This window comes from Enterobacter sp. JH25 (genome assembly GCF_021725435.1).
In the GTDB taxonomy this organism is placed as follows: Bacteria; Pseudomonadota; Gammaproteobacteria; order Enterobacterales; family Enterobacteriaceae; genus Enterobacter; species Enterobacter intestinihominis.
Map to the genome: position 1 here is coordinate 66,333 of NZ_CP091322.1, position 13,810 is coordinate 80,142.

A 13,810-nucleotide genomic window follows, 5' to 3' on the forward strand; every position below is an offset into this window, starting at 1 on the left:
TCAACCTCTCGTAAAACCTGCTTTCCTTGCCGCTTCTGCAATCGTCTGAGTGAACTGTTTCTCACTGATCTGCACGGCTCTCTCAAGGAACAAAGGCCCAACTCGTGGCTTCACACCAGCGACTGGCGGGTTGGTGACGCTCTTCATGCGGGAGAGATAGCCGAGACGATACTTGCCCAACTCCATGTACTCCGCATAATCGCCAACCTCAACGCCCGGATGCCCTTCTCGTGGTTTGGCTCCAGATACCGATAACTCAATACGCAGCCCGGTATAGCCTTCTTTGACCACTCTCGCGAAGATCGCGCTTTCGAGTGAGCCAGTCTCCAGCGGGGCCATTGCCCGCGCCAGACGCTCAACCAGACGCGCCAGCTTCTCCATGTCACGGATGAGATAACGCTTAAAAGCTTTCTGGCTGTTATTGAGCCTGTCGCCAGCACGCTTAAACTGATGCGAGTCGTACTTCAGACCCATATGTTTGCCCCTACTTCCAGGTGCCCAGGGCGCCCACGCAGTCCCCAGCGACGATGCACGCTGGATACCTTCAGCTTTTGCCCCTCCAGAATGAGAACGTCATCAAGCTGCACTGCGGCCTCAAGTGGGATCACCAGAACAGCATCGAACAATTCCAGATTCGCTTTACCGCGACTGCCGGAGCTGTCCGCACGTACCGATGACTTCTCGTTACTTTGCTCAAACTTAACTACGCCGACGTTCGTCTTCCTGACGAACTGCAATTGCGCTTCACCGTAGACGTTCTTCGAACCAAGACGGTAAATCGCAATCTCTGCTTGCCATGAAATGTTCATGCACTCTCCCTGTGGTTGGCGGCCGCACTCATTACCAGGCGAAGGCGCGATTGCTCGTCTTGAGCCTTTCGACCAGAAGTAAATAATGCGACTGGCGTTACGCACGGCGAACAATCATGCGGTTATTGATGTAACTGACCAGCAGTCGCCAGGTACTGCGAGCCACATGCACATTTGCCGCTTTGCCGGTGCGGTACATATTGGTCGTTTCACCAATGGACTCAGACAGAATGCCGTCCTCGCGGGCTGCCGCTACGTCATTACCGTTAGCGATTTCGCAGGCTTCATTAACCACGGCCAGCATTAATGCCAGTTTGAAGTAGTCCGGGAACTCTTCGAATTTATCCGGCGTCATCTGTTCCCAATCGATCTGATCGTGACGATATGCCCCGTCAGCGCCCCACGGAATGTCATAGACGTTCAGCATGTTTTGCGGGCGGTCGTAACGGTCGAAGTCGATACGCAGGACTTTGCGGATTGAGAACGGCAGCGTTTTGACGCGTCTGGTGGCCTCAATGAGACGTTTGCGCATCAGCCCTTCGCCATCAGCTAACAGGGTGTCGCCGTTCAGCATATCGATAGCTTGCATCTGGGCGTCTGCGACCGTTGCGAATGACTGGCCAGGAATTGACAGCTCGAAGCTATTCAGCAGAACGTACATCTTGCGCTCTTCATGCGTCAGCCCGGATGCCACCGCTTTGACAATGACGTGTCGCAGATCGCGCTCTTTATCTGAAAGCAGGTTGTGTTCGGCCGACACGACAACCGGAATGGACATCTGCCCCTCAGTAATATCGAGAGGTTCGTTATCGACGATGATCGCACCTGCGCCATCTCTGACGGTATACGTGGCCGACTCAATATCCAGAACGTTAAATGCAAACGACAGGGAAACTGCTTCCCCGCTACGGTACGTGTCGATCTGCGCCATTACTCACCGCCCTGTGCTTTCAGGATGCCTTCGATCATTTCAACGATACCTTTGGCTTTCACGCCAATCTGGTTGCCGATCTGACGCAGACCCGCAATACCTTCACAGTCCGCAATCGACTCCAGCTCTTCACGAGTGAAGCGTTGTACCGGTTTGGCTTCCACTTCAGCCGTACCACGTTTCATTGGCACAATATCCGGGGCCGCCGTCTCGACAATGTCGTCCGCAGTCAAATCATTGCGGCTGCTGTACGCGGCAGAAGGAGATACATTTTTGCCTTCAACGGTAGTGGCACGCATGGAGGCACAAATTCGCTGCTGATCGATGAATGGCAGTTCAGCAACCGAGATGCCGTCGACAAACTGGATACCGCAGAGAATGCCCGTATACCCCAAAAACTGAGGCTCCAATAAACGAATTTTTGCTGGTTTCATTCTTCTTCTCACTTAATGGGCGTCATCGCCGCCCATGTGTTGGTTACGCAGCCGGTGTAATGGTGACAGACTGAGTGAACGGAATTGCCCGGAAGCAAGCCGCAAGATGGTTCTGCTGGCGCTCGCTCAGAGGCTCGTTGGAGATGGAATTGGTGAATCCGGCACGGCACATATGCCCCGTGAAATCCGCAAACGCCTCTTCCGTGATCTTCATCTTTTGTTCTGGCATTTCTCGCTCCTACAAAAAGGGTGGGCGTATAGCCCACCCTTAAAGGGTAGATAATTACTTACCTACCATACTGATCAAATTTTTACGTTGGTCAGCGCGGCGATAGCCTTGTCGTGCTTGTTCGCCAGAGAGCAGTACCACTTAACGCGGGTACGGGTTGCGTCTTTGTTCTGAACAGTACCGATGTTCTCAACAACGATACCTGCGTTTTCACCGCCATACAGACCAGTCACACCGTTCTCTTCGGACAGGTGCAGGCAGTAGATGCTTGCTTTGCCCGCGTCAGTCGGGATGAAGTCGTTCACGATGAACGGTACACCGTTGTGGCACAGCATCGGACGGCCGAAGTTTTCCATCATGATTTCGGACGGGCCGAGGCTAACGGTACGCAGCAGAGCGCGATAAGCACGCAGGTGCTCGGAACGCATCATGATGCAGTCTGCGCCCAGATCTTTCACCGCGTCGACCAGCTCGTCGAACATGGAGAAGGTCATGGAAGCGCCTTCGATATCGATCTTCTGATCGTCGTGCATCAGCTTCGGAATGCCGTCGAACGCTTTGGTGTTGGTGCTGGAGTCGCCCAGAATCAGGTTGCGGCGGAATGCGCGAGCCAGACCTTTCACCTTCTGACGAACCTGGATTGCCAGCTGGTTGTTGGTGTCGGACATAGTGGTCGCCAGGAATTTGTCGACGTCTACGTCGCCTGCCAGGATACGCAGCTTCGCAACGTGTTCGGTGAAGGTTGCAGCGCCTTCGGTGATGGTGTCGTTCACATCAATGAAGGTTGCTTCGCTCAGGGTAGCTTCGCGGTTGTAGAGGTATGCCTTAGAATTAATCTTCATGAAAGGCAGAACAGCGAACAGGTCATCGCGATCGATGATGGTCTCGATCACACCCTGCTCAAGTTCGTTGTTAGACAGCTTTTCAGCTTCATCACGCAGTAATGGCATCTTTCATTTCCCTATGATTTAAGATGTTACTTGAGTCCGATTTTCCCCAGACCGGAGGTCAACTTATCCATAGTCGACTTGCTCTTCGGCTGGTTTACTTTGTGGGTCGGTTTGCTATTGGAACCAGCACCCTGCTTGGCTTCGCTGCGCAACAGTGCGTCAGCTTCCGGATCTGCACGCAGAATGCGCTCAATCGCGGATTCGAACGGTAACGGTTTGCCTTCACCGTCAACCAGAACTGCACGTTCTTTCTGACCGGCTGGCTTATCAAAGCCCACAACACTACCGTCTTCACCCACTTCGAAATGAGAGCCGTAGATAACGCGAGCCTTAGCCGGAGTCATCAGAACTTTGTCACGCAGGAAGGCAGAGCCGCTGAAGGAAGCGCCAACAGTCATTTCGACCAGTTGAGCCTTCAGTGCGGCGTTCTCGCTCTCCAGAGCGGAGTAGCGTTCGTCGCGCTGTGCCAGTTCAGCCTGGTGCGCTTCGATCATCTGCTTTTTCACAGCGTCGAATTCGCCGCGACGTTCCAGTTCAGCCTGCTCTGCCTCACGGCGTGCGGTTTCTGCGGCTTGTTCAGCTTCGAGAAGCTGGCGAGCACGCGCCGGGTCAATATCGCCGTACTGAGCCAGCTGATCGGCCAATGTGCGCTCTTTCTCCTTGCGCTTCATGTTCTCTTTCAGCAGGTCTGCACCGGTCTTCTTGGACTTTCGTAGTTCTGCCAGCAACTCTTCCTGAGTCATACCGGCATACTCGTCGTCACCCTTCGGTTGCTCTTTTTGCTCGCCCTGTTTGCCTTGGTCTTGCGTACCCTGCTCATTGTCTCCAGCAGGAGCGCCGCCACCAGCGCCGCCGCGCTCATGCGCTTCGGCTGCATCCATCAGGCCACGACGGGCCAAAAGCATTTGCCACAGATTCATAGAAATTCCTTTTCGTTACTTATCACTCGGTCTCTTGAGTAGATGAGTCCCCATTCCCTCGGGGTTGATCTTGCCCGCTTTCTTGGGCTGTATCTCGATCATAAGTAAGTACTGACTTATTTTCAAGGGTGTTTAGATCATTTTTTGGAGGAAATTTCAAGAGATCTTTATCAAATTCCTTTTTCATCGCCTCAGAAATGTTCGGGAACACTTTCTCGATGAGCATTTCCATCTGGTGACGACGAACGGAATCAGGTGCCTGAAGCAGCGAGAGCTTTTCAGCAACTGCAAACTCATCAGTCAGACCGCGGATGTCGAAACTTTCCGGGTACGCGATCAGAGAGTGGTCTTCATCCAGTTCGACACCCATCCACTTCGCTGCCAGCTGCATCATCTGGCGCTCTGCCCTTTCGAGGCGCTCTGCTTTTGTCACCAGCAGACTGTTAACGCGCTGGAAGTCGTACATCTTCGCTGCGCCCGAAGAGTTATCGATGCCCTGTGCGTTATCCTGCTTGGTTCGCTCACCTGCCACGCCAACGGAATGGTAGATCTCGTTAATCACCGTCTTAATCGTGGTGATAATCATCTGGGCCTGTTTCGGGTCCGGAGACAGGTAGAATGGCTGATTACCGCTCTCAGAGTCGAAGGTGAAGACGCGCTTTGTCCCCATTTCAAGCACTTTGGTGTGGTTTTCATCGCCCGGCAGCAATGACTGAACCGGGATCGCCAGCTGGCTGAATGTCTGATCCTGAATAATCGCGTCAAGGTTCGACAGGTAGTTGGCCACGGCGCGATCAAGATAGGCAATATCGTCAATCAACGACGGGCTGAAATACGGAGACTCGCTTTCACCAATGCAATCCACCGGGAACACCGGCACCACGCCCAGATTATGCTGGCCGCTATCCTCCAGAACGACTTTGGCCTGACGGCGACCGCTATTTCCGGAACCCTTCTTCACTTCTTCACGGAACAGATACCACTCGTTTTGCGTCCACAGACGGTAACGCTGGTATTCCTGCCCGGTTGATGTGAACGGATCTTCGTCGTCGCGCGCGATTTCAACAATCAGCGCCCACAACATATTGCCGTCTTCATCCCAGGCAACATCAAGCAGCTGCTGCGGCGAAATCCAGTAAGCGTAGGCACGCGCATCATTTTTCTTCTCGTCTGCAACAGACTCAACATCGACGTTCATGGTGCTGTCCACGACAACCCAGATACGGCCATAAATGGATGATTGCAGATCGATAGCCGCCATAAACGCATCGATGGAGGCTTTCTGGCGCGTGGCTCGCTTCCAGAAATTGCGGATCTGCTCCGGTGCTTCATCAGTGTTGCGGTGAATGACCTCTTTGAAGAGGTATTTGTTGATGAGGTTTACCACTTCGCGCGTATGGTTGAAGCGATAAGCGCGTTCCAGGCGCTCTTTGAACTCCTGATCGCCCTCTTTGAAGTAACGGAAGATATTGTCGTTGAACCAGGCACGCCCGCCAGCGTAGGTGCTGGCGAGGAAGTCCCAATGTTCTTTTTTCTTCTCATATTCAGGGTGGCGTCGTGCCACAAGGTCTTTGATTTGCTTGTCAGTCAATTCCATTTGATTTCCCTTTCCACTTAGGTAAGCACTTACCTATCTAGATCCACCAAGAATAACACGATTTTTCACCGGATACCTACGATGAACCGGATAACCCAACGCATCCGCACTGTGTTCGATGCCGCCAGTCTTATCCATATCGCGTGAGCCTGGCTTGTAGATCACCTTCTCCAGCGAGTCGATGAGGTGTTTGCACTTCGGATCGATGTACAACCGGGTTTCGCCCGAGGCACTCATCAACATGCGGTTCACTGCGTTAACACGGTCTGCGATCGGCGGGTGCTTCTTCGGATAATCGACTCGAAGGAAACCTTTTTCCTTGAAGATATCGACGTCCGATTCGCCGCGTGCGTGCTGGCGATACGCACCTGCCGGGTCAGGGAAGATAGTGACCTGAGACTTCCAGCGCCAGAAACGGCGCTCCAGCTCATCACACACTTCAGCCGTGTTGGAAGAGAACAGCACAACCTCGTCCACGGCCCACAACTCGCCATTTGGCTGCGGCTGCAGGATGACCGATGACATAGGGTCGATGTTGAAGTCCTGACCAACCCAGATCGGCAGTTTCGGATTGAACTGGAGTGGCTTCACATGCACATTGCGGTCGAACGGGTAGTAAACGCGTCCGGACATGTTTTCGAAGCTGGCCAGGTATTCCTGTGCGAACGATTTAGGGTCCATATCGTTCTTCGCTGCTTCGATTTCCGCGCTCGGTACGAACGGAGAATCAGCCGTAACGAACTGCCAGCTCTTCCACTGCCCTTTGCGTTGCAAATCTTTGTTCTGACCGATAGTCCACAGCTTGTGGAACTCGGAGAAGCCTTTTGGCGTACCGATGATCAGCGCACCGCCACGGGTAGAGGACAGTGTCGGACGCAGTACCTTGTACCAGGTGTCCGGCTTCATATCCTGAAATTCATCGAGCACCACAAAGTGCAGTGCCACACCACGAAGCGTATCGGGCTTATCCGCACCTTTCAGCGCGATTTCAGAGCCGTTCTTCAGCACGATGGTCATCGTGGTGTCGTTTTTCTTACGAACCCATTTACGCGGCAGAACTTCCTGCAGGTCATCCCACAAGATCTGGCGAGCCATCTGGTACGTCGGTGCGACGTACCAGACACGTTGCTTCTTCTCTTTGGCTGCCGCGCGGATGATGGTGGAGATCGACAACCGGGATTTACCCCAGCGTCGACCCGCACACACCACTTTGAAACGATGTGGCGACTGAAAGACTTGCATCTGCCCAGAATGCAGCTGTACGAGACTCAGAGACGACGGGATGGCCATAGTTAGACGCTCCCATCACTTTCATCACCAGACGCGTCAGAATCGCCCTCTGCTTCGCTCAGTGCTTCCTCTTCGAGTGACTCAAGCAGATCGTCATCAATCAGATCCGGCTCATCATCTTCCTTACGCAGCTGCGCCACCTGGGAAGGCGTAAGTTCGCCAAATACCAGGTTCGGGATTTCGTCTTCTTCGTTCTCAGCGCGATCCATACCGAGCGCTTTCGAGGATATTTCGAAGCACTTAGCGAGTGTGCCGCTGGCTCGCTGGAGACTTTTAAGGTCATCTTCTATGGCTGCGAGAGGTCTGCCATCCTTTTTGGCAGTGGCAACTTCGTGCATGACCATGCGCCCGAGTGCGAATGCCCAATCGTCGTAACGAGTCCGGCGCTCTTCGATTTTCTCTGCACGCGCCTTCGCACGCAGCTCTGCGTCGGATTTGAGCGACTCGCGCACCATCTTCCCAACGGAGTCCGCGCCTTTCTCTAATCCACGCTTTTTGAAATGTCTGGAGAGCGTTTCACGACGAATGCCGTACTCTTCCTCCAGCTTGGAGAGTGTGTATTCGCCGGAAGTCCACTTTGCTTCGGCTTCTGCCCACTCAGCTGGTGTCAGGCGAGTTTTGCTCTCGTCTTTTTCTACAGTCATAGATCCCTCTAAAACACTCAGAGCGCATCCTTGCGCTCCTAAACAACTTGTTTAATTCAGTGCCTAACCAATTTGTTTTCTGGGTGTTTAAAACCGGGCTGGGGAGTATTCAGAACCTGCTTCCGTATATATTTAATAAGTCACTTAGTATTTATATATACGGAAGCAGGCTCTCAAACTGGCTCCCAGACCGACTTACATCACCAGTAATTTGGCTCGGGCACGACCTAACGTGGTCAGTCCCAGCGTGCGACGGTGGTAGCCGGAATCTCCGCGCTGGCGGCACATTCCTTTCTCCACCAGCCCCTTTTTCACCAGTGCGCGGATAGAGAACTGCATACTCTGTTTGGTCGTTTTGTACGGCAGCACTTCAAGCAGCTCGTCCAGATCGAGCAGATGCCCACGCTCATGGCCTAAATTGATGGTTTTGATGATGTCTTTTTGTTTGTCGGTCAACGTCATGGCAAATCCTTATGCCGGTAATGCAATTTCAAGAGGTTTATTCAAAGGCTGTTTGTCGAATGCCAGCAGTGGCAGCGTGTCCGGCAGCTGACGACCAAAATCCGGGTTGCGGTACACCCCATATAACGGTGAGGTGAAGCTCAGGTTATGAATATCTTTGAGTAGCTTCACGATGCTGGCTTCATCCACCAGGCTGTCGGCAATGTCCTGAATGGTAGTGCCTCGGTTACGCCCGGCTTTGGCCAGTGAACTGTTCTTGTGGTAGTCGGCAACCAGATCACGCAGCGCACGACGGCGGCGAGACTCACTCATGGCGAACAGCTCTTTGACGATCGCTTCGTTGTCGCCAGGGTCGGAACGGAAATGACGCTGGAAGACGCGCAACGCACTCTCATAGCTCTTCGGACGCTCCGGACGGATGAACTGGAATCCTGCTTTCATGGCGAACGGGTTGTATTTGCTCATCGACGACTGGATCTCGATGATTGGCCGGTCGTGCATCCTGCTAACCAGGTTAATCATACGATAGGAGACGCCGACACCGCGGTACTGAGTGTCAACAACGGAACGGCTGATCACCGCAAAGTTGTTGTTCACGTACCGGCCCCAATACTGGTTGGCCACGGTGGTATTGGTGGTTGGCTTCAGCTTAGGAAACATGCGATGGCGAGGCGCCAGCAGCAGTTTCGGGTAAGCCATAACCACGACGCCCACCAGCCGGTCGTCCAGTTCGCAGCGATAATACGTTGGCGCGAACGGCTTACCATCCGTCTTGTAGTGCAGCGACTTCAGCGCGTGCCAGTCTTCAACCGTGCCTTTGGTAACGGTCATACGCTCCAGAAAGTCCAGATGACGCGGGAACTCTTCCGGGCGGTAGCGTTTGATGATGATGTCTGTCATGTCGATCACCTGCGCTCGATATTGGCATTGATGAAGTCCAGGCGAAGCGATTCCATCGCCCCGACCATGACGTATGGACGCCCACCGTTATGCCAGCAATCCAGAACATTGCCGTCGTTGTTGATCATCAGCAGCGCCAGGCTCTGGCTTTTGCCTTCTCTGGCGTACTGGAGTGCTTCTTCCAGCAGGCGGATGACTTCAACGTTGTTGTTGTCAGCCTCTTTCGATGGCTTCAGCTCTACGATCTTCAAATCAGGCATATTCCACCTTCACGCGTTCTTTGTAGTGCTTGGTGATCTGCATATCCGGGCGCAGCGCGTTCTTCAGGTCTTCGTGGGTCGTCGCCACCATTACCGTCGCACCAACCTTACGGGCGGCACGCTGGAGGTTCGACGCCACAACCTGGGCGGTTACACGGTCGAGAACAGCGCCAAATTCGTCGGCTGCCCAGACTTTGGCGCCTGACTCGATCAGCTTGGCGATCTTGAGACGGTATTTCTGGCCGTCAGACATCTCGGATGGCTTGCGCACGAATAGATAGGCGTCATTCAATCCGGCCATAGACAGCAGCCCCAGCGCTTCGCTGGTGGTTTTGCCCAGCTGGTCGATGACGTTAACCTCATTGTCGAAGGTAAAGTCATCGATGGAGGCTACAGAAAGCCCTTCATCCTTCATCTGGCGTTGCAGCTCGCGCAGCACAACGGATTTACCGGAACCGGATTGGCCGGTGATGTACACCACATCGCCCTGCTTCACTTCCAGCTCCAGATTGTCGTAAAGCGTCCACTCTTTTTCGTCCAGGCCAAGACCGAACGATTCGGCAATCTCCAGCGTGCGCGTGGTTTTATTCACGCGGGTCTGAAACGATACGTTGATGGTGTATTTGCTCATGCAGCCAGCTCCCCAGAAGAAACTTTCTCCGCATACGCCACGAAAGCGTCTACCCCGCTCTCTCCCGTGATTTCTTCCATGTGGGCAAGCAAATCCCCAACCACAATGGCAGAGCCAGCAGGGAGCGTTTTAAAGCCCAATACGTCGATGACGCGGACTTCTTCAGAGGCCACTTCGCGACTGATCTCGGTGTGCTCTTCTTTCTGGCGTTCCGTCTCTTCGCCCAGATCGAGCACCAGAGAGCCGGTTTCCATCTCTTCGGTCATGCTGCCGACAAGCACGTTCAGCTCGCGCTCTTCAAAACCGAAGACCTCGACGTCGCCCAGCACCAGGGATTCCAGTTCCTGCTGCAATTTGATGGCGTCGTAGTCAATACTGGCCAGGCGGTTGTCTTCCAGACGCTTCGCCTTCACTTCTTCTTCGCTCAGATCGTCGCGAACGATGACCGGCACACGCTCCAGACCAGCCAGAAGTGCCGCCTCGCGACGACCGTGGCCAGTAATGATGACATCGTGCTTGTCGACCGTGATCGGCTGGTCAAAACCGCGCTTTTTGATGGCGGCCGCCAGATCGCGGATCTGCTGTTCGTCATGTTTTTTGGCGTTCATCTCATACGGGATGAGTTCTGCCGGGTTTCGATAGACGATTTCAAAGTTTTTGGTCATTACATACGCTCCTTGTAGTAGTCGACCAGCCACACCAGGGCTTCCCCGGCGTTCTCCATTTCGTTACCGGTATTGATCCCCTGCTCTTTGATGATGGTTTTGATGGTGTCGGCGACGCGATCTGACGCATCAAACGTCACCTTGAAGCGCATCGTCTGGTGTTCAGCGCCGACTCGCTCGGTTTTCTCGCGTTTGTCCTCATCGACCGACTCGTCATCGCCACGGGAGAGCGCTTCCAGCGCTTCAAGATCGATAACGGACGCTTTGGCGAGTGTTGCCGCCATTTCGTCGTCATACGGGGCGATATCGGACAACCGGTAGTCGATTTCAGACTGGATTTCTTCGATTAAGCGCTGCAAAGCGACCTGATCGTCTTCGCCGTAGCGCTCGTTATCGACCAGGGACATCTGTTTGGCCACCAGGTCGTTAATTTTGCCCACGGAGATGACGGGGACCGTTGAAATGCCCTGCTCCATCGCGGCACGCCAGCGGTGTTCGCCACCGAGGATCTCAAAAACGCCCCCGTCCAGCTCCCGCGCCAGAATTGGCTTAAAAAAGCCCAATTTTTCGATAGAGCCTTTCAGTTTTTCGAAGTTTTGCGCCCCAACGGAGTTGGTATTCCAGGGATTCGGACGCAGGTTCGCGACTTCCACCTGCAGAATCGTAATTTTCACATCCATAATTCTGATACAATCCATTGTATAAGTACTTACTTACTATAATAGCCAATTACCATACAAAAGGCACGAAGGAAAGAGGTTTATGACAGTTCGGATTGTATCGAATGCAGTCAATGCGCTGATTTCTGGCGCTGATGACAACGTGAAACGGCTCGTTCAGGAGATGTTGAGCTATGAAGTGGAGGCTGGTGACTGGAAAGGAACCAGCACGATGTTCAACTGGAGCAAAAACGCGTTCCCGGCTGGGTTTGCGAAGCCAGTAGCGGCCAACCTTCTGAAAGCTGGCATCAAATGCGTGCATGTGCGCAAGGAAAAAGCCCCCGCGCTTGGCAAGCCGAACCCGGTAGTTAACCCATTCCCGTATAACCCGGACTATGCGTATCAGGATCAGACTGTGGAAACACTGGTGCGCGAAGGGATGATGATTGCCCAGATTGCGACGGGTGGCGGTAAATCGAACGTAGCGTGTAAGGCAGCTGCTCGCATTGGTCGTATGACGCTGTTTTTAACCACGCGCTCGGTTCTGATGTTCCAGATGGCAGAGAACTTCCAGAAATCCATCGACTACCGCGCGGAGAATGGCGAGCCGTGGTTGAAAGGTCAGAAAGTTGGGGTGATTGGATCTGGTGAGTTCCAGGTCTCGCGCCATATCAACGTTGCCACGGTGCAGACCCTGGCCAGTTTTCTCGAAGAACCACCGCGCGACGCATCACCGGAGAAAAAACAGTACCACCTGAAGCGCCGGGAACTGGTTAAGCGCTTTCTGTCCAGCGTTTCTCTGCTGATTCTGGAAGAGGCACACGAATCATCTGGTTCAAACTTCTACGATATCGCCAGGTTGTGCATCAATGCCGATTACCGTCTGGCGCTGACAGCTACGCCGTTCATGAAGGACTCGACCGAGGCAAATATGCGTCTCATGGCCGTTGCCGGCCGCATTGAGATAAAGGTAACGGAGAAATATTTGATCGATCGAGGTATTTTAGCGAAACCATACTTTCTATATCATAAAATCGCGTACACTCCAGACGAGGTGCGGATTAGGGCCGAACTTGCTTCGAAACACCTGAACTTTCGGGTTGGAATGAGTACGGCTTACCAGAAAGCCTATCAGTTAGGCATCGTTTACAATCTGGGCCGCAACGAGGCTATTGTGCGCGAAGCGTTAATGTACAAAAGTCACGGTCTGAACTGTATGACGCTGGTTCGTTTGAAGCGTCATGGTCAGATTTTGATGGAAATGATGAAGGAAAGCGGCCTGAAGGTCGATTTCATCTACGGAGAATCAAACCAGACTACCCGACAAGCAAAGCTCAACAGTCTGGCGGCAGGCAAGATAGATGTTCTGATTGGTTCAACCATTCTGGATGTTGGTGTCGACGTTCCAAGCGTAGGGGCAGTGATTCTGGGTGGTGGCGGCAAAGCCGAAGTTGAGATGCGCCAACGTGTTGGTCGCGGTCTTCGAGCCAAAAAGAATCAGGCTAACGTGTGCTTTATCACCGACTTCATCGACGTGAGCAACAAATACCTCATGTCACATTCATATGAGCGGAAGCACATTATCGATACGACGCCTGGGTTTGCCGAGGGCGTTTTGCCGGTGGGTGGCACATTCGATTTCACTGTTTTGAATAGAGAGTAAGCATGAGCGAGAAACGCGCTATACACTGCCAGGTTCAGTTAACCGAAAAAGCAAACGACAAGCTGGAAACCTTTCAGAATCGACTGCGTGAACGCAATATTAAGCTGTCAAAGGCAGACATCATCAATCTGGTGCTGTCCAACATGACGATGGCTGATTTTGATAAGGCAGCTACGTCATTAGAGGCTTCTGCAAAGGCCCGTGAAAAGGTCATGAAGATTTACGAATCCTCTGGCATGACCAAAGAAGATCTGGCCGATATTCTCAAACGTCTCGATTAAGCATTAAGGGCGTCGCAAGACGCCTTGTTCGTTGAAGTGATAAGGATTTAGTTCAAGCCATGAAACACGTTCTACTTCCACTGATTACCATCCCCGTTTTACTCCTGAGTGCATGTTCATCCCGCCCTGTGTCTGTAGCCGATGCAAAACCGGCGCCGCAGGCCAGAGTTTTCAAATACCAGACGTCTGCACCAACCACGCTGGTGGTTATGAGGGACAAAGGTATGATAGGTGCGGGCTGTGACGCGTCCATCTTCATCAATGGTGAGACGGTTGCGAAACTTGAGACCGGTGAAAAAGCGACGTTCCATCTTGATGCCGGGCAATGGATTGTTGGCGCTTCACTGGAAGGCACCGGGCTGTGCGCACTGAACCCTGCTCGTCAGGAACGCGAGACCATCACCAAAGCTGGCGAGACGAAAGTCTTCCGGGTGTTCACCAGCAACGCAGGTGACATCGATATCCTACCAACGACACTGTGACGA

General features: G+C 53.2%; 17 protein-coding genes and 2 pseudogenes. 3 read left to right on the forward strand and 16 right to left on the reverse strand.

The annotated features are described in order from the left end of the window. The 16 genes and pseudogenes from L2Y28_RS25090 to L2Y28_RS25165 all read right to left on the reverse strand — a co-directional run bounded on the left by L2Y28_RS25090 (position 1) and on the right by L2Y28_RS25165 (position 11,425). A complete protein-coding gene (locus L2Y28_RS25090; RefSeq protein ID WP_022649948.1) occupies positions 1-474 on the reverse strand; it encodes a hypothetical protein in 474 nt (157 codons plus the stop codon). Continuing rightward, on the reverse strand, positions 465-809 hold the full coding sequence (locus tag L2Y28_RS25095) for a hypothetical protein (protein ID WP_001027662.1): 345 nt from the start codon (positions 807-809) through the stop codon (positions 465-467). Before L2Y28_RS25095 ends, L2Y28_RS25090 begins: the two co-directional genes overlap by 10 nt. A gap of 97 nt (positions 810-906) precedes the next feature. Then, positions 907-1,740, reverse strand: coding sequence for a hypothetical protein (locus L2Y28_RS25100; RefSeq protein WP_022649947.1), 834 nt, complete (start codon positions 1,738-1,740; stop codon positions 907-909). Further along, positions 1,740-2,174, reverse strand: coding sequence for a hypothetical protein (locus L2Y28_RS25105; protein WP_000801184.1), 435 nt, complete (start codon positions 2,172-2,174; stop codon positions 1,740-1,742). The genes L2Y28_RS25100 and L2Y28_RS25105 overlap by 1 nt, the downstream gene beginning before the upstream one ends. 46 nt (positions 2,175-2,220) lie before the next feature. Further along, positions 2,221-2,403: pseudogene (locus tag L2Y28_RS25110) on the reverse strand (hypothetical protein); the annotation flags it as partial. A gap of 74 nt (positions 2,404-2,477) precedes the next feature. Further along, on the reverse strand, positions 2,478-3,353 hold the full coding sequence (locus L2Y28_RS25115) for a major capsid protein (protein ID WP_001130336.1): 876 nt from the start codon (positions 3,351-3,353) through the stop codon (positions 2,478-2,480). A 26-nt stretch (positions 3,354-3,379) separates the two neighbouring features. Beyond that, the gene (locus L2Y28_RS25120) at positions 3,380-4,273 is read right to left on the reverse strand and encodes a DUF6651 domain-containing protein (protein ID WP_022649945.1); all 894 of its coding nucleotides are present in this window, start codon (positions 4,271-4,273) and stop codon (positions 3,380-3,382) included. Positions 4,274-4,295: 22 nt separating this feature from the next. Then, positions 4,296-5,870: a hypothetical protein gene (locus L2Y28_RS25125; RefSeq protein ID WP_022649944.1), complete on the reverse strand. Its 1,575-nt coding sequence runs from the start codon at positions 5,868-5,870 to the stop codon at positions 4,296-4,298. A 33-nt stretch (positions 5,871-5,903) separates the two neighbouring features. Then, positions 5,904-7,160, reverse strand: a complete 1,257-nt coding sequence (locus tag L2Y28_RS25130) for a phage terminase large subunit (protein WP_002211787.1) — start codon at positions 7,158-7,160, stop codon at positions 5,904-5,906. A 2-nt stretch (positions 7,161-7,162) separates the two neighbouring features. Further along, positions 7,163-7,804, reverse strand: a complete 642-nt coding sequence (locus L2Y28_RS25135) for a hypothetical protein (RefSeq protein WP_022649943.1) — start codon at positions 7,802-7,804, stop codon at positions 7,163-7,165. 195 nt (positions 7,805-7,999) lie between these two features. Further along, positions 8,000-8,266: a hypothetical protein gene (locus L2Y28_RS25140; protein ID WP_000176291.1), complete on the reverse strand. Its 267-nt coding sequence runs from the start codon at positions 8,264-8,266 to the stop codon at positions 8,000-8,002. 9 nt (positions 8,267-8,275) lie between these two features. Next, positions 8,276-9,166, reverse strand: a complete 891-nt coding sequence (locus L2Y28_RS25145; RefSeq protein ID WP_002211789.1) for a hypothetical protein — start codon at positions 9,164-9,166, stop codon at positions 8,276-8,278. Between the two features lie 5 nt (positions 9,167-9,171). Continuing rightward, positions 9,172-9,426, reverse strand: coding sequence for a hypothetical protein (locus L2Y28_RS25150; protein ID WP_022649942.1), 255 nt, complete (start codon positions 9,424-9,426; stop codon positions 9,172-9,174). Continuing rightward, entirely contained in the window at positions 9,419-10,057 is a 639-nt protein-coding gene (locus L2Y28_RS25155) for an ATP-binding cassette domain-containing protein (protein ID WP_006812519.1), read from the reverse strand. Before L2Y28_RS25155 ends, L2Y28_RS25150 begins: the two co-directional genes overlap by 8 nt. Beyond that, positions 10,054-10,722: a ParB/Srx family N-terminal domain-containing protein gene (locus L2Y28_RS25160; protein WP_000164561.1), complete on the reverse strand. Its 669-nt coding sequence runs from the start codon at positions 10,720-10,722 to the stop codon at positions 10,054-10,056. The genes L2Y28_RS25155 and L2Y28_RS25160 overlap by 4 nt, the downstream gene beginning before the upstream one ends. Further along, positions 10,722-11,425, reverse strand: a pseudogene (locus tag L2Y28_RS25165) (ParB/RepB/Spo0J family partition protein). The gene L2Y28_RS25160 and the pseudogene L2Y28_RS25165 overlap by 1 nt, the downstream one beginning before the upstream one ends. Before the next feature lie 59 nt (positions 11,426-11,484). Here L2Y28_RS25165 and L2Y28_RS25170 point away from each other — a divergent pair. From L2Y28_RS25170 to L2Y28_RS25180, 3 genes are read left to right on the forward strand one after another with little or no spacing between them, the layout of a single operon-like run. Continuing rightward, positions 11,485-13,044 (forward strand): DEAD/DEAH box helicase, encoded by a 1,560-nt coding sequence (locus L2Y28_RS25170; RefSeq protein ID WP_022649940.1) that lies wholly within the window; start codon positions 11,485-11,487, stop codon positions 13,042-13,044. Positions 13,045-13,046: 2 nt separating this feature from the next. Then, positions 13,047-13,325 (forward strand): hypothetical protein, encoded by a 279-nt coding sequence (locus L2Y28_RS25175; RefSeq protein ID WP_001291547.1) that lies wholly within the window; start codon positions 13,047-13,049, stop codon positions 13,323-13,325. 59 nt (positions 13,326-13,384) lie between these two features. After that, the gene (locus L2Y28_RS25180; protein WP_032623531.1) at positions 13,385-13,807 is read left to right on the forward strand and encodes a hypothetical protein; all 423 of its coding nucleotides are present in this window, start codon (positions 13,385-13,387) and stop codon (positions 13,805-13,807) included. Positions 13,808-13,810: the final 3 nt, after the last annotated feature.